The following is a 19,648-nucleotide window of genomic DNA, read 5'->3' as shown; positions in this document are numbered from 1 at the left end:
CCCCCCGTGACCAGGCAGGGAGCCGCATCCCGATGTCCGAGCCGGCAGAGCAGTACGAGATCGACATTCACACGACCGCGGGCAAGATCGCGGATCTGAAGCGCCGCATCGGCGAGGCCACGCACGCCGGCTCGGAGCGCGCGGTGGAGAAGCAGCACGCGAAGGGCAAGCTGACCGCGCGTGAGCGGATCGCCCTGCTGCTCGACGAGGGCTCCTTCGTGGAGCTGGACGAGCTGGCCCGGCACCGGTCGACCAACTTCGGCCTGGAGAAGAACCGGCCGTACGGCGACGGTGTCGTCTCCGGCTACGGCACGGTGGACGGGCGTCCGGTGGCCGTCTTCTCGCAGGACTTCACGGTCTTCGGCGGGGCGCTGGGCGAGACGTACGGGCAGAAGATCATCAAGGTGATGGACTTCGCGCTGAAGACCGGCTGCCCGGTCGTCGGCATCAACGACTCCGGCGGCGCCCGCATCCAGGAGGGCGTGAGCGCGCTCGGCATGTACGGCGAGATCTTCCGCCGCAACACCCACGCGTCCGGCGTGATCCCGCAGATCTCGCTGGTCGTGGGCCCGTGCGCGGGCGGTGCGGTGTACTCCCCCGCGATCACCGACTTCACGGTGATGGTGGACCAGACCTCGCACATGTTCATCACCGGTCCGGACGTCATCAAGACGGTGACCGGCGAGGACGTGGGCTTCGAGGAGCTGGGCGGCGCCCGGACGCACAACACGACGTCGGGCGTGGCGCACCACATGGCGGGTGACGAGAAGGACGCCATCGAGTACGTGAAGCAGCTGCTCTCGTACCTGCCGTCGAACAACCTCTCGGAGGCGCCGGCCTTCCCGGAGACGGCGGACACCGAGGTCTCGGGCGAGGACCTGGAGCTCGACACGCTGATCCCGGACTCGGCGAACCAGCCGTACGACATGCACACGGTGATCGAGCACGTCGTGGACGACGGCGAGTTCCTGGAGACGCAGGCGCTGTTCGCGCCGAACATCCTGACCGGCTTCGGCCGGGTGGAGGGCTTCCCGGTCGGCATCGTCGCCAACCAGCCGATGCAGTTCGCGGGCTGTCTGGACATCAACGCCTCGGAGAAGGCCGCGCGGTTCGTGCGCACCTGCGACGCCTTCAACATCCCGGTGCTGACCTTCGTGGACGTCCCGGGCTTCCTGCCGGGCGTGGACCAGGAGTACGGCGGCATCATCCGGCGCGGCGCGAAGCTGATCTACGCGTACGCCGAGGCGACCGTCCCGCTGATCACGGTCATCACCCGCAAGGCGTTCGGCGGCGCGTACGACGTGATGGGCTCCAAGCACCTGGGCGCCGACCTGAACCTGGCGTGGCCGACGGCGCAGATCGCGGTCATGGGCGCGCAGGGCGCGGTGAACATCCTGCACCGCCGCACGATCGCGGAGGCGGAGGCGAACGGCGAGGACGTCGAGGCGGTGCGGGCGCGGCTGATCCAGGAGTACGAGGACACCCTGCTCAACCCGTACATCGCGGCCGAGCGCGGGTACATCGACGGCGTGGTCCTGCCGTCGGAGACCCGGGCGCAGGTCGTGAAGGGTCTGCGTCAGCTGCGGACCAAGCGGGAATCCCTGCCTCCGAAGAAGCACGGCAACATCCCGCTCTAACCCTCGGGAGGGACAGCACGATGATCAAGGTCGTACGAGGCAACCCGACGCCCGAGGAGCTGGCCGCCGCACTGGCGGTGGTCCAGGCCCGGGCCGCGGCCACGGCGGCGGCGGCCGCGCAGGGCGGCGGCCCGGCGGTACCGGAGGGCTGGTCGGATCCGTCGCGCATCGCGCGTGCGGTGCGGCAGCGGCCGGGCCCGCGGGCCTGGGCGCGGTCCTACTGGCCGGTCTGACCGGTCCGACCCGTGTGACGTGAGTGAAGGCCGGACCCCGTGTGCGGGGGGTCCGGCCTTCGTCGTGCGGTCAGCGCCGCCGCAGGAGGAGCGCCGGCACGAGGACCGCCAGGAGGACGAGGGCCGCGTTGACGGCGACCGCGCGGGCGATGCCGCCGGGGAGCGTCGCGGCGGTGACGACGACGGCGCTCATCACCGGGGTGCCGAGGGTGATGCCGACCTGCTGGGTCATGGTCGCGATGCCGGTGGCCATGCCCTGCTCGGTGTCGGGGAGGCCCGAGGTGGCGGTGACCATGAAGCCGACGATGGCGAGCATGTTGCCGACGCCGCCGGCGAAGGTGGCCGCGAGCAGCAGCCCGTACGTGTTCCGCCCGTCGCCGATGCCGAGGAGGGCGAGGGTGGCGGCGGCCTGGAGGACGCCGCCGGCGACGAGGGCGGCGCGGGGCGAGAAGCGGCCGATGAGGCGGGGGGCGAGCAGGCCGCCGAGGACGGTGCCGGCGCCGAGGACGCCGAAGGAGAGGCCGGCGGCGAGCGGCGAGAAGCCGAGCACGTCCTGGAGGTGCAGGGTCATCAGGAAGACCAGCGAGGTCTCGGTGGCGAAGGCGGCGAGCCCGGCGAGGTTGCCCCAGACGACGGTGCGGCGCTTCAGGACCCGGAGGGGGACGAGGGGCGCGGCGGAGCGCCGCTCGACGAAGGGGAAGGCGGTGAGGAGGCCGGCGGCGACGGCGAGCGGGACGAGGGTGCCGGGGGCGGTCCAGCCGTGCTCGTCGGCGCCGGTGAGGCCGAGGACGAGGGCGAGCAGGCCGCCGGTGACGGTGATCGCGCCGGGCACGTCGAGGCGGGGCCGGTCGGCGGGGCGGCTCTCCTTCAGGACGGCGGGGGCGACGAGCAGGACGGCGAGGGCGACCGGCACGTTGACGAGGAAGGCCCAGCGCCAGGAGAGCAGGTCGGTGAGGACTCCGCCGAGGACGGCGCCGGTGGTGAATCCGGCCGACATCAGGGCGCCGTTGAGACCGAGGGCCTTGTCGCGGAGCGGTCCCTCGGGGAAGGCGGAGGTGAGCAGGGAGAGGCCGGCGGGGGTGACGGCGGCGGTGGCGAGGCCCTGGGCGACGCGGGCGGCCATGAGGAGTTCGGGGGTGGTGGCGAGGCCGCCGGCGAGGGAGGCGGCGCCGAGGACGGCCATGCCGGCGAGGAAGACGCGGCGGCGGCCGAGGAGGTCGGCGAGGCGTCCGAAGAGGAGGGTGAAGCCGGCGGCGGCGAGGGCGAAGGAGGTCGCGATCCACTGGAGGCCGCCGAGGGAGAAGCCGAGTCCTTCGCCGATGACGGGGAGGGCGACGTTCAGGATCGAGAAGTCGACGGCCAGCATGAACTGGGCGACGAGGAGGACGACGAGGACGAGCCGGGTCCTGCCGTCCATGCGGACGGCCGGGGCCGGGACGGGACGGGCATCGAGGGCGACCATGACGGGACCCCTTAATGGGAGACTGGTTCCGTTAAGATGAACGAGACCGTAGCAGACCGCGACGCCTTAATGGAACAGGAGACCCATTTGAGCGAGAGCCCGTCGGCCGTGCCCGGCACCCAGCGCCCCGGAGGCCGCACCGCCAAGGTGCGCCGGGCGGTCCTCGACGCCACCGAGGAGACCCTCGCCGCCGGCGGCTTCCACACCCTGAACATGGACCAGATCGCCGCCGCCGCCGGCGTCGGGAAGACCACCGTCTACCGCCGCTGGACCTCCCCCGTCGGCCTGGTCGCGGACCTCCTGCACGACATGGCCGAGCAGTCGCAGCCCGCCGCCGACACCGGCACCCTCGCGGGCGACCTGCGGGCCAACGCCGCCCTCGTGCGGGAGACCCTCACCGACCCGCGGATGGGCGCCGTCTTCCGGGCCGTCATCGCGGCGGCCGCCTGCGACGAGGAGTGCGCCCGCGCCCTGAACGGCTTCTACCGCACCCGGCTGACCGAATGGGCCCCGGTCGCCGTCCGGGCGGCCGCCCGCGGCGAGCTCCCCGCCGGCACCGACCCGCTGGAACTCCTCCGGGCCGTCTCCGCGCCGCTCTACTACCGCTTCGCCGTCACCCGCGAGGAAGTGACCGCGGCCGACGCCGAACGGGCCGTCACGGCCGCTCTGGCCGCCGCCGCCGCGGGCGCGTACACGGCCTGAACCGCCGCACGCCGCCGGCACCCCGGGAAGCCGCTTGACCCGGGGCGCCGGCGGCGCCATAGTGACACAACGAGACGATACGGTTCGTCTCTACTGTGCGAGGGGGGCGGGCGCGTAGGTGAGCACCACGACCCCGGTGTCGAGGGTCTCGGTACGGATGTGCCGGAGCCGGCCCTCGAAGCCGTCGGCGGCGAGGGTCCCGCCGCCCGCGATCACCGGGTGGACCCAGAAGTGGACCTCGTCCAGCAGGCCGTGGGCGAGCAGGGTCTTGGCGACGGGGCCGAAGCCGTACATCAGGATGTCCCCGCCCGGCCGCTCCTTGAGCGCGGCGACCGCCTCGACGGCCCCCTCCCGGGGGATCACCGTGGTGGGACCCCACGCGCCGCCCGTGAGGGTGTCGGAGACGACGTGCTTGTCGAGGGCGTTCATGCGGTCGGCGAAGGCGTCGGTGCCCGCCCGCTCCGTCCAGGCGGAGGCGAAGTCCGTGTAGGTCCCGCGCCCCATCAGCAGCGCGTCGGCGGCGAACAGCAGCTTGTTCGCGTACCGCTCCAGCTCGTCGCTCCAGTACGCGAAGGACCACTGGTCGAGCTTCTCGATGTCGCCGTCGAGGGAGACGTACGTCGAATTGACGATCTTGCGCATGCCGGTGCACTTCCTTGGCCGAGACGGGCATTCCTGGGGCCCCAGCATCAGGAGCGGCCGGATCCACCGACAAGAACGGAAGGAGCAACGCTCGTTGAGCCTGGCTACACGAAGGGACGGACACCCCATGCTGGAGCGGCTGGAGCTTGAGGCGTTCCTCACGCTCGCCGAGGAACTGCACTTCGGGCGCACCGCCGCCCGGCTCCACGTGACGACGAGCCGGATCAGCCAGACCATCGGGCGGCTGGAACGGCGTCTCGGCACCCGGCTGTTCACCCGCACCAGCCGGAGCGTGGCGCTGACCGGGGTCGGCGAGCGGCTGCGGGACGACCTGCTGCCCGCGTACGAGCAGATCGGGCTGGGGCTCGCGCGGGCCGTCGCGGCCGGCCGGGGCGGACGGATCGAGGGGCTCGTCCGGGTGGGCTGGTCCGCGCCGTGGTGCGGCGACCTGGTGGCGCGGGCCGCGCGGCTCTTCCTGGCCCGGCACCCCGGCTGCGAGGTCGAGCTGCGGGAGGTCCAGCTCCGCGACCTGCTGGGCGGCCTGCGCGCCGGCACCGTCGACGTCCAGCTGGCGGAGTTCCCCGTCGACGAGCCGGACATCACCACCGGACGGCTGGTGTTCGCGGAGCCGAGGGCGCTGATGGTCCCCGTCGACCACCCGTTCGCCGGACGGGGGTCCGTCTCCGTCGAGGACCTCGCGGACACCCCGCTGGTCACCCTCGCCGACGCCCGCGCCCCCCGCCCCTGGATGGACCGCCACTTCCCCCGCCGGACCCCGGCCGGCCGGCCGGTCCCCCAGGGGCCCGCGACGCACTCCTGGCAGGAGGTGCTCGTCCACGTCGCCGCCGGCGCGGGCGTCGGCACGGCCGCCGCCCGCGCCGAGCCGTTCCACGGCCGGCCGGGGCTCGCCTTCGTCCCCTTCCGTGACGCCCCGACCGTCGACTACGGCCTGATGTGGCCCGCCGGCCGCCGCAATCCGCTGGTCCGCCCCTATCTCGACACCCTCGACGAGCTCGCGCCTCCGGAGCCGGGACACTCCCGGGAGGAGACCGCGGGGGGCGGTTGAGTATCCGTACTCAGGCGCTCCGGCCGCCCCGGCCGCAAGATCGGAGCATGCTGTGGTCCGACCCGGAGAACAAGCCGCCGAAGTTCCTGCGCGAGACGCAGGAGATGGTGCGCAGATCCGGCGTGCTCCTGGCACTGGCCATGGTCGTCCTGATGCTCGTGGTGGGCGCCCGCTGAGTACGCTGCCCCCATGACTGCTGATCGCCCGGGCGGCACGCCCCGCCGTCTCGTCCTCGCCTCCGCCTCCCCCGCCCGGCTGGGCCTGCTCCGCCAGGCCGGCCTCGCCCCCGAGGTGATCGTCAGCGGCGTGGACGAGGACAAGGTCCACGCGCCGACCCCGGCGGAGCTCGCCCTCGCCCTCGCGGAGGCCAAGGCGGCCCACGTCGCCGCCCGCCCGGAGGCGAGCGGCGCCCTGGTGATCGGCTGCGACTCGGTCCTGGAGCTGGACGGGCGTGCCCTGGGCAAGCCCGCGGACGCCGCCGAGGCCACCGCCCGCTGGAAGGAGATGCGGGGCCGGGTCGGCATCCTCCAGACCGGCCACTGCGTCTACGACACGGCGGCCAAGCGGTACGAGTCGGCGACGGCGGCCACGGTGGTCCGGTTCGGCGAGCCGACGGACGAGGAGGTCGCGGCGTACGTGGCGAGCGGCGAACCGCTGCACGTGGCGGGCGCGTTCACGCTGGACGGCCGGTCGGCCCCGTTCATCGAGGGCATCGACGGCGACCCGGGCAACGTGATCGGCCTGTCGCTGCCGCTGCTGCGCCGGCTCCTCGCCAAGCTGGACGTGGGCATCACCGAGCTCTGGGCCTGATCGTGCGTCAGGCCGCCGCGGGCGCCGCCGCCGGCTCCTCGGGGGCGGCGGGCTCCTTCCCGTACGCCACCAGGGTGAGCACGATCAGCCCGACGACGGTCATCAGGACGGCGAAGGCCCTCCAGCCGATCAGGCCGACCGCGACCGCGCCCAGGACGCCGTGGACGACCGCGCAGCCGATGAGCAGTCCCCGGCCGAAGCGGCCGGGGGCGCGGTCGCGGAGGCCGGCGAGGAGGGCGACGAGGGCGCAGAGCGCGAGGGCGAGGCCGGAGGCGATGCCGAGGGCCCAGGTGCCGGTGACCATGTGGCCGGGGTCGAGCCCGTCGAGGGACATCGACTGGACCTCCACGAACCGGGCCATGATCGCGTTGAGGCCGACGACGGCGGGCGCCTCCACGAGGAGCACGGCGGCCGTGACGAGTGCGATCGGTCTGCGGGCCACCTCGGCCACCCCCTGGATTCGCCTGTTACCGACAGTACGGTCGACAGCGCGAAGGCTACTGGCCGGTAAACGCCCGGACAAGAGTGCGCACGCGATGGCCGAAGGACGACGGTCCGGCAAAGAATCATTGAGCCATTCGTAGGGACTCCACAAAGAAACCCGAATGGCGACTGGCTCCACGAACAGAGACCTGCGCCACACCTCGGAGCTACTGTGCCGTAAAGAAACCCTGCGTACCTTGGTGCGACAAGGGATTTCACGACCCGAGCGACCGTCGATTCACGCTCCGTGTGGGCAAGCTCACCCTTGGGGACGGGTCGAGGGGCCGTGTCGGCAGTCCCTAAACTCAGCTTGTTTCAAGGAGGGAGCCATCGTGCGCAAGGTGCTCATCGCCAACCGTGGCGAAATCGCTGTTCGTGTCGCCCGTGCCTGCCGGGATGCCGGGATCGCCAGCGTAGCCGTCTACGCGGACCCGGACCGGGACGCTCTGCACGTCCGCGCGGCCGACGAGGCGTTCGCCCTGGGCGGTGACACCCCGGCCACCAGTTACCTGGACATGGCCAAGGTGCTCCAGGCTGCGAAGGACGCCGGCGCGGACGCGATCCACCCCGGCTACGGCTTCCTCTCCGAGAACGCGGAGTTCGCCCAGGCCGTGCTCGACGCCGGTCTGACCTGGATCGGCCCGCCGCCGCAGGCCATCCGCGACCTCGGCGACAAGGTGGCCGCCCGCCACATCGCCCAGCGCGCCGGCGCCCCGCTCGTCGCGGGCACCCCGGACCCGGTCTCCGGCGCGGACGAGGTCGTCGCCTTCGCCGAGGAGCACGGCCTGCCGATCGCCATCAAGGCGGCCTTCGGCGGCGGCGGCCGCGGCCTCAAGGTCGCCCGCACCCTCGAAGAGGTCCCGGAGCTGTACGACTCCGCCGTGCGCGAGGCCGTGGCCGCCTTCGGCCGCGGCGAGTGCTTCGTCGAGCGCTACCTCGACAAGCCGCGCCACGTCGAGACCCAGTGCCTCGCCGACCAGCACGGCAACGTGGTCGTCGTCTCGACCCGTGACTGCTCGCTCCAGCGCCGCCACCAGAAGCTCGTCGAGGAGGCGCCCGCGCCATTCCTGACGGACGACCAGAACGCGCAGCTGTACGCGGCGTCGAAGGCGATCCTGAAGGAGGCCGGCTACGTCGGCGCCGGCACGGTCGAGTTCCTCGTCGGCCTCGACGGGACGATCTCCTTCCTGGAGGTCAACACCCGGCTCCAGGTGGAGCACCCGGTGACCGAGGAGGTCACCGGCATCGACCTGGTCCGCGAGATGTTCCGGATCGCCGACGGCGAGGAGCTCGGTTACGGCGACCCGGCCGTACGCGGTCACTCCTTCGAGTTCCGTATCAACGGCGAGGACCCGGGCCGCAACTTCCTCCCGGCCCCCGGCACGGTCACGCTCTTCCAGCCGCCGACCGGCCCGGGCGTCCGCCTGGACGCGGGCGTCGAGTCCGGCTCGGTCATCGGCCCGGCGTGGGACTCGCTCCTCGCCAAGCTGATCGTCACCGGTGCCACCCGTGAGCAGGCGCTCCAGCGCGCCGCCCGCGCGCTCGCCGAGTTCAAGGTCGAGGGCATGGCCACCGCCATCCCGTTCCACCAGGCGGCCGTGGTCGACCCGGCGTTCACCGCCGACCCGTTCCGCGTCCACACCCGGTGGATCGAGACCGAGTTCGTCAACGAGATCCCGCCGTTCGCCCCGGCCGGTGCCGACGCGGAGGACGACGAGGCCGGCCGCGAGACGATCGTGGTCGAGGTCGGCGGCAAGCGCCTGGAGGTCTCCCTCCCGTCGTCGCTCGGCATGACCCTCGCCCGCACGGGCCTGGCCGCCGGTGCCAAGCCGAAGCGCCGCGCCGCCAAGAAGTCGGGCCCCACCGCCTCGGGCGACACCCTCGCCTCGCCCATGCAGGGCACGATCGTGAAGGTCGCGGTCGAGGAGGGCCAGGAGGTCAAGGAGGGCGATCTGATCGTCGTCCTGGAGGCCATGAAGATGGAGCAGCCGCTCAACGCGCACAAGTCCGGCACCGTCACCGGCCTGAACGCCGAGGTCGGCGCGTCCGTGACGTCCGGCGCCGGCATCTGCGAGATCAAGGGCTGACGGCCCTCGTCCACGCGGACGCCCGGAGGAAGGGCCCGCAGGCAGCCGCCTGGGGGCCCTTCGCCGCGTGCGGGGCGGGAAGGGACGGCGGCTCACTGCGTACGGGTGCGGCCCGGGTGGTACGGGGAGGGCCGCGCGGGGTCAGCGGCGGCGCAGGTCCGCGACGCGGGCCGTGCGCTCCAGGGGCTCGGCGCCCAGGCCGGGGCCGGGCCCGCGGAACTGGCCGCCCGGCATCCTGCCGCCGCGCTGGACGGGGAGCGGCATGTCACGGCGGCCCCGGACGCCCGGGGGCAGCTGCTCACCGGCGGGGGCGCCGCTCTGCCCGGTGCCGGCCACGGCGATCTGCACGCCCTGGTCGGCGAGGGCCTGGAGCTCGGTGGCGGCCCGCTCGTCGTGCGGCGGAGGCTCGTCGGTGACCAGCCGGGTGATCACGTCCGTCGGCACCGTCTGGAACATGGTGTCGGTGCCGAGCTTGGTGTGGTCGGCGAGGACCACGACCTCGGCCGCCGCCTGCACCAGCGCCCGGTCCACGCTCGCGGAGAGCATGTTGGACGTGGAGAGGCCGCGCTCGGCGGTGAGCCCGCTGCCGGAGAGGAAGGCGCGGGAGACGCGCAGCCCCTGGAGCGACTGCTCGGCCCCGCTGCCCACCAGGGCGTAGTTGGAGCCGCGCAGGGTGCCGCCGGTCATGACGACCTCGACCCGGTTGGCGTGCGCCAGGGCCTGGGCGACGAGCAGCGAGTTGGTGACCACGGTGAGGCCGGGCACCCGGGCGAGCCGGCGGGCCAGCTCCTGGGTGGTGGTCCCGGCGCCGACGACGATGGCCTCGCCCTCTTCGACCAGGCTCGCGGCGACGTCGGCGATGGCCGTCTTCTCCGCGGTCGCGAGATGGGATTTCTGCGGGAAGCCGGATTCTCGCGTGAATCCGCCCGGCAACACCGCACCGCCGTGCCGGCGGTCGAGGAGTCCTTCTGCCTCCAGGGCCCGTACGTCGCGGCGCACGGTCACTTCGGAGGTCTGGACGACGCGGGCGAGCTCGCGGAGCGACACGGCCCCATTGGCTCGCACCATTTCGAGGATCAACTGGCGACGTTCTGCAGCGAACACGAAACTGACAGTAACGTGCGCCGAGGTTGCTTTTCAGCACTATGCGCCGGATTGCGGAAGATGCACACGGGCGGGGTCTCCAAGTGGTATGGAGAGCCCCGCCATTGATCCGTTTTGTGCCCCGGCTATGCCCCGCCTTGCCGGGAGTTGTCCGAGTCGGCGAACCGTTCCCGCAGGCGGGGACGGTGATCGCCACCGTGGTCCGCGGGGTGTCAGCCCTCGCCCGAGGTCTTTCGGGTGTGCAACTGCCGTGCCACTTCCGCGATCGAGCCCGACAGGGAGGGGTACACGGTGAAAGCATTTGCGATCTGTTCGACCGTCAGGTTGTTGTCGACCGCGATCGAGATCGGGTGGATCAGCTCGCTCGCCCGCGGGGCGACGACACAGCCGCCGACCACGATGCCGGTTCCGGGGCGGCAGAAGATCTTCACGAAGCCGTCGCGGATGCCCTGCATCTTGGCGCGGGGGTTGCGCAGCAGGGGCAGCTTGACGACCCGGGCGTCGATCTTGCCGGCGTCGACGTCGGCCTGGGTGTAGCCGACGGTCGCGATCTCGGGGTCGGTGAAGACGTTCGAGGAGACCGTCTTCAGGTTGAGCGGGGCCACCGCGTCGCCGAGGAAGTGGTACATGGCGATCCGGCCCTGCATGGCGGCGACCGAGGCGAGCGCGAAGACGCCGGTGACGTCGCCGGCCGCGTACACGCCGGGGGCGGAGGTGCGGGAGACCTTGTCGGTCCAGATGTGCCCGGACTCCTTGAGCCTGACCCCGGCCTCCTCCAGGCCCATCCCGGCGGAGTTCGGGATGGCGCCGACGGCCATCAGGCAGTGGGTGCCGGAGATGACCCGGCCGTCCGCGAGGGTGACCTCGACCCGGTCGCCGACCCGCTTGGCGGACTCGGCGCGGGAGCGGGCCATGACGTTCATGCCGCGGCGGCGGAAGACGTCCTCCAGGACCGCGGCCGCGTCCGGGTCCTCGCCCGGGAGCACCCGGTCGCGGGAGGAGACCAGGGTGACGCGGGAGCCGAGGGCCTGGTAGGCGCCGGCGAACTCGGCACCGGTCACACCGGAACCGACCACGATGAGCTCCTCCGGGAGCTCCTTCAGGTCGTAGACCTGGGTCCAGTTCAGGATCCGCTCGCCGTCCGGCTGGGCGTCGGCCAGCTCGCGCGGGTGGCCGCCGGTGGCGATCAGCACGGCGTCGGCGGTCAGCGTCTCCTCGGTGCCGTCGGCGGCCGTCACGATCACCTGGCGGGAGCCGTCCACGGCCTGGCGGCCGGAGAGCCGGCCGCGGCCGCGCAGCACCCGGGCGCCGGCCCGGGTGACGGAGGCGGTGATGTCGTGCGACTGGGCGAGCGCGAGCCGCTTCACCCGTCGGTTGACCTTGCCGAGGTCCACGCCGACGACGCGGGCGGCCTGCTCGACGTGCGGGGTGTCGTCCGCGACGATGATGCCCAGCTCCTCGTAGGAGGAGTCGAAGGTGGTCATCACCTCCGCCGTGGCGATCAGGGTCTTGGAGGGGACGCAGTCGGTCAGGACGGACGCGCCGCCGAGGCCGTCGCAGTCGACGACGGTCACCTCCGCGCCGAGTTGGGCGCCCACCAGGGCCGCCTCGTATCCGCCGGGTCCGCCGCCGATGATCACGATCCGGGTCACTGGGATCTACGCCTCGCGCTCTCGTTCTGCCGGGGGTGTGCGGCCCCCGTGGGCTGCAGTGCGTACGCCATTGTCCCGCACGCTTCACGTGCGTAGCCCATTGTCCCGTACGCGGCCGGGTCCCTCGCGCCGGGGCCGGAAAATCGCCGCCGGGCCGCCGCGGAACCCCCCGGGCGGCCGCCACCCCGGGGTTCGCCGGGCACCCCCGTCCCTCCCGTACCCTCGGACCCATGTCGCTCTACGCCGCTTACGCCGGCAACCTCGACGCGCGGCTGATGAGCCGCCGCGCCCCGCACTCCCCGCTGCGCGGCACCGGCTGGCTGAACGGCTGGCGGCTCACCTTCGGCGGGGAGCAGATGGGCTGGGAGGGGGCGCTCGCCACCCTCGTCGAGGCCCCGCGCCAGCAGGTCTTCGTGGCGCTGTACGACATCGCGCCCATGGACGAGGAGTCGATGGACCGCTGGGAGGGCGTCGGGCTCGACATCTACCGGCGGATGCGCGTCCGCGTGCACACCCTCGACGGCGAGGAGCCCGCCTGGGTGTACGTGCTCAACGCGTACGAGGGCGGGCTGCCGTCCGCCCGCTACCTGGGCGAGGTCGCCGACGCGGCGGAGTCGGCCGGAGCGCCGCACGACTACGTGATGGAGATCCGCAAGCGGCCCTGCTGAGGCCATGCCCCCACCCCCGCCGCGGGGTGCTTTCGTGGGAAACGACAAGACAACGATCGCATGTCCGTCCGCGCCGTCATCTACGCGCGTAGGAATTCTCGGGCTAGGCTTCTTCGCGAACGAATTCCGTCCGGGGCCACCTCCCTCGGACCCCCTCCCCGAGGCGAGAAGAGCCAGTGAACGCTACTGCCACCCCGTACGAGGCCGCCGACGCCGCCGCCGCGCGCCTGCGCGAGCTGACCGGAGTCGAGAACCACGACGTCGCCCTGGTCATGGGCTCCGGCTGGGCCCCGGCCGTCGACGCCCTGGGCGCCCCCGAGGCCGAGTTCCCCGTCACCGAGCTCCCGGGCTTCCCGCCGCCGGCCGTCGAGGGCCACGGCGGCAAGGTCCGCTCGTACAAGATCGGTGAGAAGCGCGCCCTGGTCTTCCTCGGCCGCACCCACTTCTACGAGGGCCGCGGCGTCGCGTCCGTCGCCCACGGCGTCCGCACGGCCGTCGCCGCCGGCGTGAAGACCGTCGTCCTGACCAACGGCTGCGGCGGTCTGCGCGAGGGCATGCGCCCCGGCCAGCCGGTCCTCATCAGCGACCACATCAACCTGACGGCCGCCTCGCCGATCGTCGGCGCGAACTTCGTCGACCTCACCGACCTGTACTCGCCGCGGCTGCGGGCGCTGTGCAAGGAGGTCGACGAGACGCTGGAGGAGGGCGTGTACGTCCAGTTCCCCGGCCCGCACTACGAGACGCCCGCCGAGATCAACATGGTCCGCGTCATGGGCGGCGACCTCGTCGGCATGTCCACCGTCCTGGAGGCCATCGCCGCGCGCGAGGCCGGTGCGGAGGTCCTCGGCATCTCCCTCGTCACCAACCTGGCGGCGGGCCTCTCGGGCGAGCCGCTCAACCACGAGGAAGTCCTCCAGGCGGGCCGGGACTCGGCGGCGCGGATGGGTGAACTGCTGACGCGGGTCCTGGACCGGATCTGAGTTCTCCCGGCGGCCGGCGGCCCGGCCGCGGGCCGTACGGGGGCCCGGGGCTCGCCCCCGGTTCGGGAAGGGGCGGGGCGGGGAAAGGCTCCGCCCAGCGGCCCCGCCCGCGCCCCCGCCCGCCCGCACCCGCTCCCCCACGCACGCACCCCACCGCCCGCACTCCGAAAGGCGCATCACCGTGACGCAGGACGAACTCCTCGCCCGGGCCCAGGCGTGGCTCGCCGAGGACCCCGATCCCGAGACCCGGGAGGAGCTCGGCGCGCTCCTCGACCGCGGGGACACCGACGAGCTGGCCGTCCGGTTCGCCGGGACGCTCCAGTTCGGCACCGCGGGGCTCCGCGGCGAGCTGGGCGCCGGGCCCATGCGGATGAACCGGTCCGTGGTGATCCGGGCCGCCGCCGGGCTCGCCGCGTACCTGAAGGCGCAGGGGCGGGCCGGCGGGCTGGTCGTCATCGGCTACGACGCCCGCTACAAGTCCGAGGACTTCGCCCGGGACACCGCCGCCGTGATGACGGGCGCCGGGCTGCGCGCCGCGCTGCTGCCGCGCCCGCTGCCGACGCCGGTCCTGGCGTACGCCATAAGGCACCTGGGCGCCGTCGCCGGCGTCGAGGTGACGGCGAGCCACAACCCGCCGCGCGACAACGGCTACAAGGTGTACCTGGGCGACGGCTCGCAGATCGTGCCGCCGGCGGACGCCGGGATCGCGGCCGAGATCGACGCCGTCCGGGCGCTGGCCGACGTGCCGCGGCCGGAGGACGGCTGGGAGACCCTGGGCGAGGAGGTCCTGGAGGCGTACCTGGCCCGCACCGACGCCGTCCTGACCCCCGGCTCGGCGCGCGGCGCGCGGACGGTCTACACGGCCATGCACGGCGTCGGGAAGGACGTCCTGACGGCCGCCTTCGCGCGGCACGGCTTCCCGCCGCCCGCGCTGGTCGCGGCGCAGGCCGAGCCCGACCCGGCGTTCCCGACCGTCGCGTTCCCGAACCCGGAGGAGCCGGGGGCCATGGACCTCGCCTTCGAGGCGGCCCGGGCCGTGGGCCCCGACATCGTCATCGCCAACGACCCGGACGCCGACCGCTGCGCGGTGGCCGTGCCGGACGCGTCCGCCGAGGGCGGCTGGCGGATGCTCCGCGGCGACGAGGTCGGCGCGCTGCTCGCCGCGCACCTGGTCAGCAAGGGGGCGACCGGCGTCTTCGCCGAGTCCATCGTGTCGTCCTCGCTGCTCGGGCGGATCGCCGGGGCGGCCGGGGTCGGGTACGAGGAGACGCTGACCGGCTTCAAGTGGATCGCCCGCGTCGAGGGGCTGCGGTACGGGTACGAGGAGGCGCTCGGCTACTGCGTGGACCCGGAGGGCGTCCGCGACAAGGACGGCATCACGGCGGCGCTGCTCGTCGCCGAGCTGGCCTCGGAGCTGAAGGAGCGGGGCCGGACGCTGACCGACCTGCTGGACGACCTGGCGGTCGCGCACGGGCTGCACGCCACGGACCAGCTGTCGGTGCGCGTGGAGGACCTGTCGGTCATCGCGGACGCGATGGCGGCGCTGCGCGAGAAGCCCCCGGTGCGGCTCGCCGGGCTCTCCGTCGTCTCGGCGGAGGACCTGACCAAGGGCACGGAGTCGCTGCCGCCGACGGACGGCCTGCGCTACCACCTGGACGGGGCGTACAAGGCGCGGGTCATCGTCCGCCCGTCGGGCACGGAGCCCAAGCTGAAGTGCTACCTGGAGGTCGTGGTCCCGGTCGCCGGCGCGAGCGGTCTGGCCGCGGCGCGGGCGACGGGCACCGAGGTGCTGGGCGCGCTGAAGAAGGACCTGGCGGCGGCCGCGGGGCTGTGAGCCGGGCGTGAAGGGCGAGGGCCGGTACGGGAGTTCCGTACCGGCCCTTCGCCGTCCGCGCCGACCGTCCTACCCGAAGCGGCCGTTGACGTAGTCGGCGGTGCGCGGGTCGCCCGGGGCGCCGAACATCCGCTCCGTGGGGCCGTGTTCGACGATCACCCCGGGCGTGCCCTGTTCGGCGAGGAAGAAGGCGCAGGAGTCGGAGACCCGGGCGGCCTGCTGCATGTTGTGGGTGACGATCACGATCGTCACCTCGGACTTCAGCTCGGCGATGGTCTCCTCGACGCGCCGGGTGGAGGTCGGGTCGAGGGCGGAGCAGGGCTCGTCCATGAGGAGCACCCGGGGGCGGACGGCGAGCGCGCGGGCGATGCACAGACGCTGCTGCTGGCCGCCGGAGAGTGCCCCGCCGGGCTGCCGGAGCCGGTCCCTGACCTCGTTCCAGAGGCCGGCCCGGGTGAGGCACTCCTCGACGAGGGCGTCCTTCTCGTCGCGGCCGGCCCGGACCCCGCCGAGCTTGAGGCCGGCGAGGACGTTGTCGTAGAGGGACATCGCGGGGAACGGGTTGGGCTTCTGGAAGACCATGCCGATCTCGCGGCGGGCGTGGGTGATGCGGCGGCCCCGGTCGTAGATGTCGGCGCCGTCGAGGAGGACGCGGCCCGAGAGGGCGGCGGAGCCGATGAGCTCGTGCATCCGGTTGAGGACGCGGAGGAAGGTGGACTTGCCGCAGCCCGAGGGGCCGATGAGGGCGGTCACCTCGCGGGCGGGCATGGCGAGCGAGACCCGGTCAAGGACCTTGCGGTCGCCGAACCAGGCGGAGACGGCCTCGGCGTCGAGCGCGCCGGCGCGGCCGGCGGCGCCGGCCGGCGGCTTTCCGGCGGGGACGGGCGGCAGGGTGACGGTGTCGGCGAGGTCGGTCACGGCGGCATCAGCTCCACGCGGTTCAGAGGAGGTTGGGGAGGAGGCGGGTGAGGTCGCCGGAGACGAGGACGCCGAGCGCGACGAGCACGGGGGTGGCGGCGATCCAGGTCTGGCGGGGGCCCCAGCGGCGGCGGGCGGCGACGGTCAGGACGGCGGCGAGGAGGAGGGCCTGGGCGCCGAGGAAGACGCGGGGCCAGGCGGCCGGGTCGCCGGCGAGCGGCTTCTCGGCCCCGGTGATCCAGCCGGGCCGGAGCGGGCGGGGCGGGGCGGGCTGGACGGCGGAGACCAGCTTCGCGTCGACGAAGAGGTGGTCCTCGGGGGTGTACGCGCCTCCGCTCGCCGTCACCAGGGTCAGCCGGCCCTCGCCGTCGCGGGGCGTGGCCGGGGTCGGGTCGCCGGGGCGGCGGACGCCCATCACCTCGTACACGGCCTCGCCCTGGCCGGTGGTCACCTCGACGCGGGCGCCGGACGGCAGCCGGTGCAGGTCGTTGAAGGGGCTGCCGTAGCCCCACTGGCGGCCCATGAGCACGGCCTGGCCCGCCTGGCCGGGCAGGGGGGTGTCGCGGCGGTGGCCGGGGCCGGACATGAGGACCCCGGAGGTGGTGCCCTCGGCGACGACCTCGCGCAGCCCGAGGACCGGGATGCGGAGGAGGGCGACGGGGTCGCCGAGGGCGACCGCCCTGCCGTCGTACGTGGTCTGTCCCACCGGGGCGGTGCCGAGGGCGAGTTGCTCGCGCAGCTCGTCGTAGGCGGTGGACTGGTCGCGGGCGTGCTGGAGGTGCCCGACGACGGTCAGGTTCGCGGCGAAGCCGATGAGGAGGGCGGCGAGGACGCACAGCGCCGCCCCGGCCAGGCCGAGCCCGGCGCGGGGGGCGGCCGGTGCCGGTGCGGTGGTCACGGCCGGGCGACCGCCGTGCGGCGGCGGGCGTGGAGGACGGCCGCGGCGCCGAGCAGGCAGAGCGCGAGCGCGCCGGCCGCGGCCGAGGCGGCGGAGGCGGCGCCGGTGGCGGCGAGGGTGCCGCCGCCGCCCTGGGCGGTGGTGCCGCCGGTGCCGGAGCCCGTGCCGGTGGAGCCGCTGTCGCCGGAGCCGCCGGCGGATCCGGAGCCGGACGGGCCGGACGCGTCCCCGGTGGTGCCGGTGCCGCCGGTGCCGGACGCGGTCGGCGTCGGGGTGGCGCCGCCGGTGGTCTCCGTGGGCGTGGGTCCGTCGGTCGGCCCGTCGGTGGGGTCGTCGGTGGGGTCGTCCGTCGGCTCGCCGGTGGGGGTGTCCGTGGGCGTCGGTGAGGGGGTGCCGGTGGGGGTGGGCGTGGTGGCGGTCGGCGTCGGGGTGGCCTCGGGGCCCGCGGTGAAGACCTGGAGGACCTGGGCGGGCGTGTACGCGGCCGGGTCGGCGGGGGCGTACTGCGCGAGGACGGGGAAGGCGAGGTTGACCGTGGTGTGCATGGTGGCCGTGATCTCGGCCTTGCCGGAGACGAGCTCCCTGGTGCCGAGCTCCTTGATCTCGCCGGTCGCGTCGTCGAGCGTGAGGAAGGTGACCGTGCCCGCCGCGCCGGCCGGCTCGATCTCCGCCCTGATCGGGAAGGCCCGGCCCGCGGGCGGGGTCTCGCTGTCGGAGCCGACCCTCAGGCGGGGCGCCTGCTGGTCGATGGCGGACCAGTCCTCCCCCGCCACCTCGATCATCCGGGAGAAGTACGCGTCCCGCGTCCCCGGTTCGGCCGTCTCGCAGAAGAGCCTCAGCTCGTACCGGCCGTCGAGGGGGCCGGAGGGCGTGATCTCGCGGAGCCGGTCCTGGAGGGAGGCGTAGCCGGCGCCCGAGCCGTCGACCGTGCCGGAGAGGGGGGTGGTGCCGGGCTCGGCGCCCGCCGCGACCTCTCCCAGGAGCGCCTCCGGCAGGGTCGGGTCCACGGGGTTCACGAGGCCGAGGACGCCCTTGACGTACGGCCGGCCGGCCTCGGCGGGCGCGGGGCAGGGTCCGTCGGCGGTGACGGACGGCAGTCCGGTCGCGAGGGTGCCCGAGGCCGGGGTCGGCGTGAAGGTGCCCTGCCGGGTGACGGCGGCGGCGGGCGTGGACAGGGCGAGGACGATCGCGAGGGTGCCGCAGAGGAGGGCGAGGGCCGTGAGCAGGGCCACGGGCGGTCTGAGGGGGGTGACGCGGTTCATGGGGCGGGGTTCCTCCGGGGCGGGTGGACGCCGGCGGCGTGGCCGGCGCGGACGGTGGGCGGGGTACGCCGTGGGGCCGGGCACCCTGGGGTGCCCGGCCGTCGCGCGGGTCGGGGGAGCGTGGCGGTCAGCGCTCGCCCTTGAGGGTGGTGGTGCCGCAGCCGGCGCCGAGCGTGCCGAAGCCGTAGGCGGTGATCGTGGTGCCGGCGGCGCAGACCTTGGACGTCGAGCCGACGAAGGTCGAGGCGACCGTGGCGTTCGTCAGCTTCGCGGTCGGGACGACGTTGTAGACGTCGCGGGTGAAGGGGAAGGACAGGTTGAGCGTCTTGTCGGCGTTGCGCGGGGCGACGGTGCCGACGGAGCCGAGGACGGCCGCGCCGCGGCGGTCGGTGACCACGGCCTTCTCCTGCGCCGTGTACTGGGCGACGGAGTACGGGGCGATGTCGCCGGCGGAGTCGAGGACGGTGCCGTCGTTCTCCTGGACGCCCTGCTGGACGCAGGTGCCCGGGGTGGTGACGCCGATGGAGGAGAGGAAGAACTGGCGGGTGCCGGAGTTGGACTGGGGCAGGATCGGAGTGAGGGCCACGCCGTTGAGGGACGTCGTGGTGCACTCGTAGACCGCCTTCAGCTGCGCGGCCGTGAGGTCGGACGGCAGGGCGCTGTCGGAGCGCTTCACCCAGGACACCGCGTCCTTGGCGAAGGGGATCCAGGTGAGGTCGGTGGTGGAGGCGTCGGCCGGGCCGCGCGAGGAGCGGGCGAAGTCGAGGCAGCCGGAGGCGGTGTCCACGGCGTTGCGGAGCGCGTCGATGCCGGCCGAGGAGCCGTTCGGGCGGTTGATCACACAGCCGGTGGCCTTGGTCTTGACGGTGGCGGTGCCGGTGGCGTCCCAGGACGCGATGATCTTCTGGCCGAAGGCGTTGGTCACGACGTTGCCGAGACCGTTCAGGACGTCCTGGGTCGTGTCGGAGCCGACACCCGCCAGGGTGCGGTACTGGGTGACCGGGCTGGGGTCGGCCTGGGCCGCCGGGGCGAGGGCGGCACCGAGACCGAGGGCGGCCACGGCGAGGGCGGCACCGAGACGAGCGCGGGACTTGACGTTCACTTCTGATCTCCTCCGTGAAAACGGATGTCATGGAATGCACGCACAAGCAGATCCGGATTCTTTTTCCCGGCCGACCCGTCGACCGGCCGGGAACAACGATTCCTTATC

Annotated in this window: 19 protein-coding genes; 10 read left to right on the top strand and 9 right to left on the bottom strand. The window is 73.7% G+C overall.

Features of this window, described 5'->3' with window-relative positions; translation table 11 throughout:
- The first annotated feature begins 32 nt into the window (after positions 1 to 32).
- Both ACFVU3_RS12205 and ACFVU3_RS12200 read left to right on the top strand, forming a co-directional pair.
- Positions 33 to 1,637, top strand: a complete 1,605-nt coding sequence (locus tag ACFVU3_RS12205; protein WP_390065790.1) for an acyl-CoA carboxylase subunit beta — start codon at positions 33 to 35, stop codon at positions 1,635 to 1,637.
- Positions 1,638 to 1,657: 20 nt separating this feature from the next.
- The gene (locus ACFVU3_RS12200; protein ID WP_189853451.1) at positions 1,658 to 1,870 is read left to right on the top strand and encodes an acyl-CoA carboxylase epsilon subunit; all 213 of its coding nucleotides are present in this window, start codon (positions 1,658 to 1,660) and stop codon (positions 1,868 to 1,870) included.
- Between the two features lie 70 nt (positions 1,871 to 1,940).
- Here the strand turns inward: ACFVU3_RS12200 and ACFVU3_RS12195 are convergent, their stop codons facing one another.
- Entirely contained in the window at positions 1,941 to 3,332 is a 1,392-nt protein-coding gene (locus ACFVU3_RS12195) for an MFS transporter (protein WP_390065789.1), read from the bottom strand.
- A 36-nt stretch (positions 3,333 to 3,368) separates the two neighbouring features.
- On the opposite strand from ACFVU3_RS12195, the gene ACFVU3_RS12190 reads away from it, so the two are divergent.
- Positions 3,369 to 4,034, top strand: a complete 666-nt coding sequence (locus ACFVU3_RS12190) for a TetR/AcrR family transcriptional regulator (RefSeq protein ID WP_390065788.1) — start codon at positions 3,369 to 3,371, stop codon at positions 4,032 to 4,034.
- A 90-nt stretch (positions 4,035 to 4,124) separates the two neighbouring features.
- On the opposite strand, the gene ACFVU3_RS12185 is transcribed toward ACFVU3_RS12190, so the two are convergent.
- A complete protein-coding gene (locus ACFVU3_RS12185) occupies positions 4,125 to 4,676 on the bottom strand; it encodes a dihydrofolate reductase family protein (RefSeq protein ID WP_390065787.1) in 552 nt (183 codons plus the stop codon).
- Positions 4,677 to 4,803: 127 nt separating this feature from the next.
- Here ACFVU3_RS12185 and ACFVU3_RS12180 point away from each other — a divergent pair, with 127 nt between their 5' ends.
- Genes ACFVU3_RS12180 through ACFVU3_RS12170 form a run of 3 tightly spaced genes read left to right on the top strand, consistent with a single transcriptional unit; the run spans position 4,804 to position 6,552 of the window.
- Positions 4,804 to 5,742, top strand: coding sequence for a LysR family transcriptional regulator (locus tag ACFVU3_RS12180; protein WP_390065786.1), 939 nt, complete (start codon positions 4,804 to 4,806; stop codon positions 5,740 to 5,742).
- 47 nt (positions 5,743 to 5,789) lie between these two features.
- Positions 5,790 to 5,918: a morphogenic membrane protein MmpB gene (gene mmpB / locus ACFVU3_RS12175; protein WP_390065785.1), complete on the top strand. Its 129-nt coding sequence runs from the start codon at positions 5,790 to 5,792 to the stop codon at positions 5,916 to 5,918.
- Positions 5,919 to 5,931: 13 nt separating this feature from the next.
- Positions 5,932 to 6,552: a nucleoside triphosphate pyrophosphatase gene (locus ACFVU3_RS12170; RefSeq protein WP_390065784.1), complete on the top strand. Its 621-nt coding sequence runs from the start codon at positions 5,932 to 5,934 to the stop codon at positions 6,550 to 6,552.
- 7 nt (positions 6,553 to 6,559) lie between these two features.
- Here the strand turns inward: ACFVU3_RS12170 and ACFVU3_RS12165 are convergent, their stop codons facing one another.
- A complete protein-coding gene (locus ACFVU3_RS12165; RefSeq protein ID WP_390065783.1) occupies positions 6,560 to 6,994 on the bottom strand; it encodes a hypothetical protein in 435 nt (144 codons plus the stop codon).
- 373 nt (positions 6,995 to 7,367) lie between these two features.
- On the opposite strand from ACFVU3_RS12165, the gene ACFVU3_RS12160 reads away from it, so the two are divergent.
- Entirely contained in the window at positions 7,368 to 9,122 is a 1,755-nt protein-coding gene (locus ACFVU3_RS12160) for an acetyl/propionyl/methylcrotonyl-CoA carboxylase subunit alpha (RefSeq protein ID WP_390065782.1), read from the top strand.
- 141 nt (positions 9,123 to 9,263) lie between these two features.
- Here ACFVU3_RS12160 and ACFVU3_RS12155 read toward each other — a convergent pair whose 3' ends face one another.
- Positions 9,264 to 10,190, bottom strand: a complete 927-nt coding sequence (locus ACFVU3_RS12155; RefSeq protein ID WP_390065781.1) for a DeoR/GlpR family DNA-binding transcription regulator — start codon at positions 10,188 to 10,190, stop codon at positions 9,264 to 9,266.
- Positions 10,191 to 10,438: 248 nt separating this feature from the next.
- Positions 10,439 to 11,878: an NAD(P)H-quinone dehydrogenase gene (locus ACFVU3_RS12150; RefSeq protein ID WP_390065780.1), complete on the bottom strand. Its 1,440-nt coding sequence runs from the start codon at positions 11,876 to 11,878 to the stop codon at positions 10,439 to 10,441.
- Positions 11,879 to 12,108: 230 nt separating this feature from the next.
- On the opposite strand from ACFVU3_RS12150, the gene ACFVU3_RS12145 reads away from it, so the two are divergent.
- The 3 genes from ACFVU3_RS12145 to ACFVU3_RS12135 all read left to right on the top strand — a co-directional run bounded on the left by ACFVU3_RS12145 (position 12,109) and on the right by ACFVU3_RS12135 (position 15,360).
- Positions 12,109 to 12,546: a gamma-glutamylcyclotransferase gene (locus tag ACFVU3_RS12145; RefSeq protein ID WP_390065779.1), complete on the top strand. Its 438-nt coding sequence runs from the start codon at positions 12,109 to 12,111 to the stop codon at positions 12,544 to 12,546.
- A gap of 176 nt (positions 12,547 to 12,722) precedes the next feature.
- Positions 12,723 to 13,526, top strand: coding sequence for a purine-nucleoside phosphorylase (locus ACFVU3_RS12140; protein ID WP_390065778.1), 804 nt, complete (start codon positions 12,723 to 12,725; stop codon positions 13,524 to 13,526).
- Between the two features lie 181 nt (positions 13,527 to 13,707).
- Positions 13,708 to 15,360 carry a phospho-sugar mutase gene (locus ACFVU3_RS12135; RefSeq protein WP_390065777.1) on the top strand — a complete coding sequence of 551 codons (1,653 nt, stop codon included), beginning with the start codon at positions 13,708 to 13,710 and terminating at the stop codon, positions 15,358 to 15,360.
- A 69-nt stretch (positions 15,361 to 15,429) separates the two neighbouring features.
- Here ACFVU3_RS12135 and ACFVU3_RS12130 read toward each other — a convergent pair whose 3' ends face one another.
- From ACFVU3_RS12130 to ACFVU3_RS12115, 4 genes are all read right to left on the bottom strand, one after another.
- On the bottom strand, positions 15,430 to 16,251 hold the full coding sequence (locus ACFVU3_RS12130; protein ID WP_390066004.1) for a phosphate ABC transporter ATP-binding protein: 822 nt from the start codon (positions 16,249 to 16,251) through the stop codon (positions 15,430 to 15,432).
- Between the two features lie 49 nt (positions 16,252 to 16,300).
- Positions 16,301 to 17,176 (bottom strand): sortase, encoded by an 876-nt coding sequence (locus ACFVU3_RS12125; RefSeq protein WP_390065776.1) that lies wholly within the window; start codon positions 17,174 to 17,176, stop codon positions 16,301 to 16,303.
- A complete protein-coding gene (locus tag ACFVU3_RS12120; protein ID WP_390065775.1) occupies positions 17,173 to 18,438 on the bottom strand; it encodes a hypothetical protein in 1,266 nt (421 codons plus the stop codon). The genes ACFVU3_RS12125 and ACFVU3_RS12120 overlap by 4 nt, the downstream gene beginning before the upstream one ends.
- 127 nt (positions 18,439 to 18,565) lie before the next feature.
- Positions 18,566 to 19,540, bottom strand: coding sequence for a hypothetical protein (locus ACFVU3_RS12115; protein WP_390065774.1), 975 nt, complete (start codon positions 19,538 to 19,540; stop codon positions 18,566 to 18,568).
- Positions 19,541 to 19,648: the final 108 nt, after the last annotated feature.

Source organism: Streptomyces sp. NPDC058052 (genome assembly GCF_042885515.1).
GTDB lineage: Bacteria > Actinomycetota > Actinomycetes > Streptomycetales > Streptomycetaceae > Streptomyces.
The sequence above is the reverse complement of the archived record's forward strand: the minus strand, read 5'-3'. Positions and strand labels throughout refer to the sequence as shown.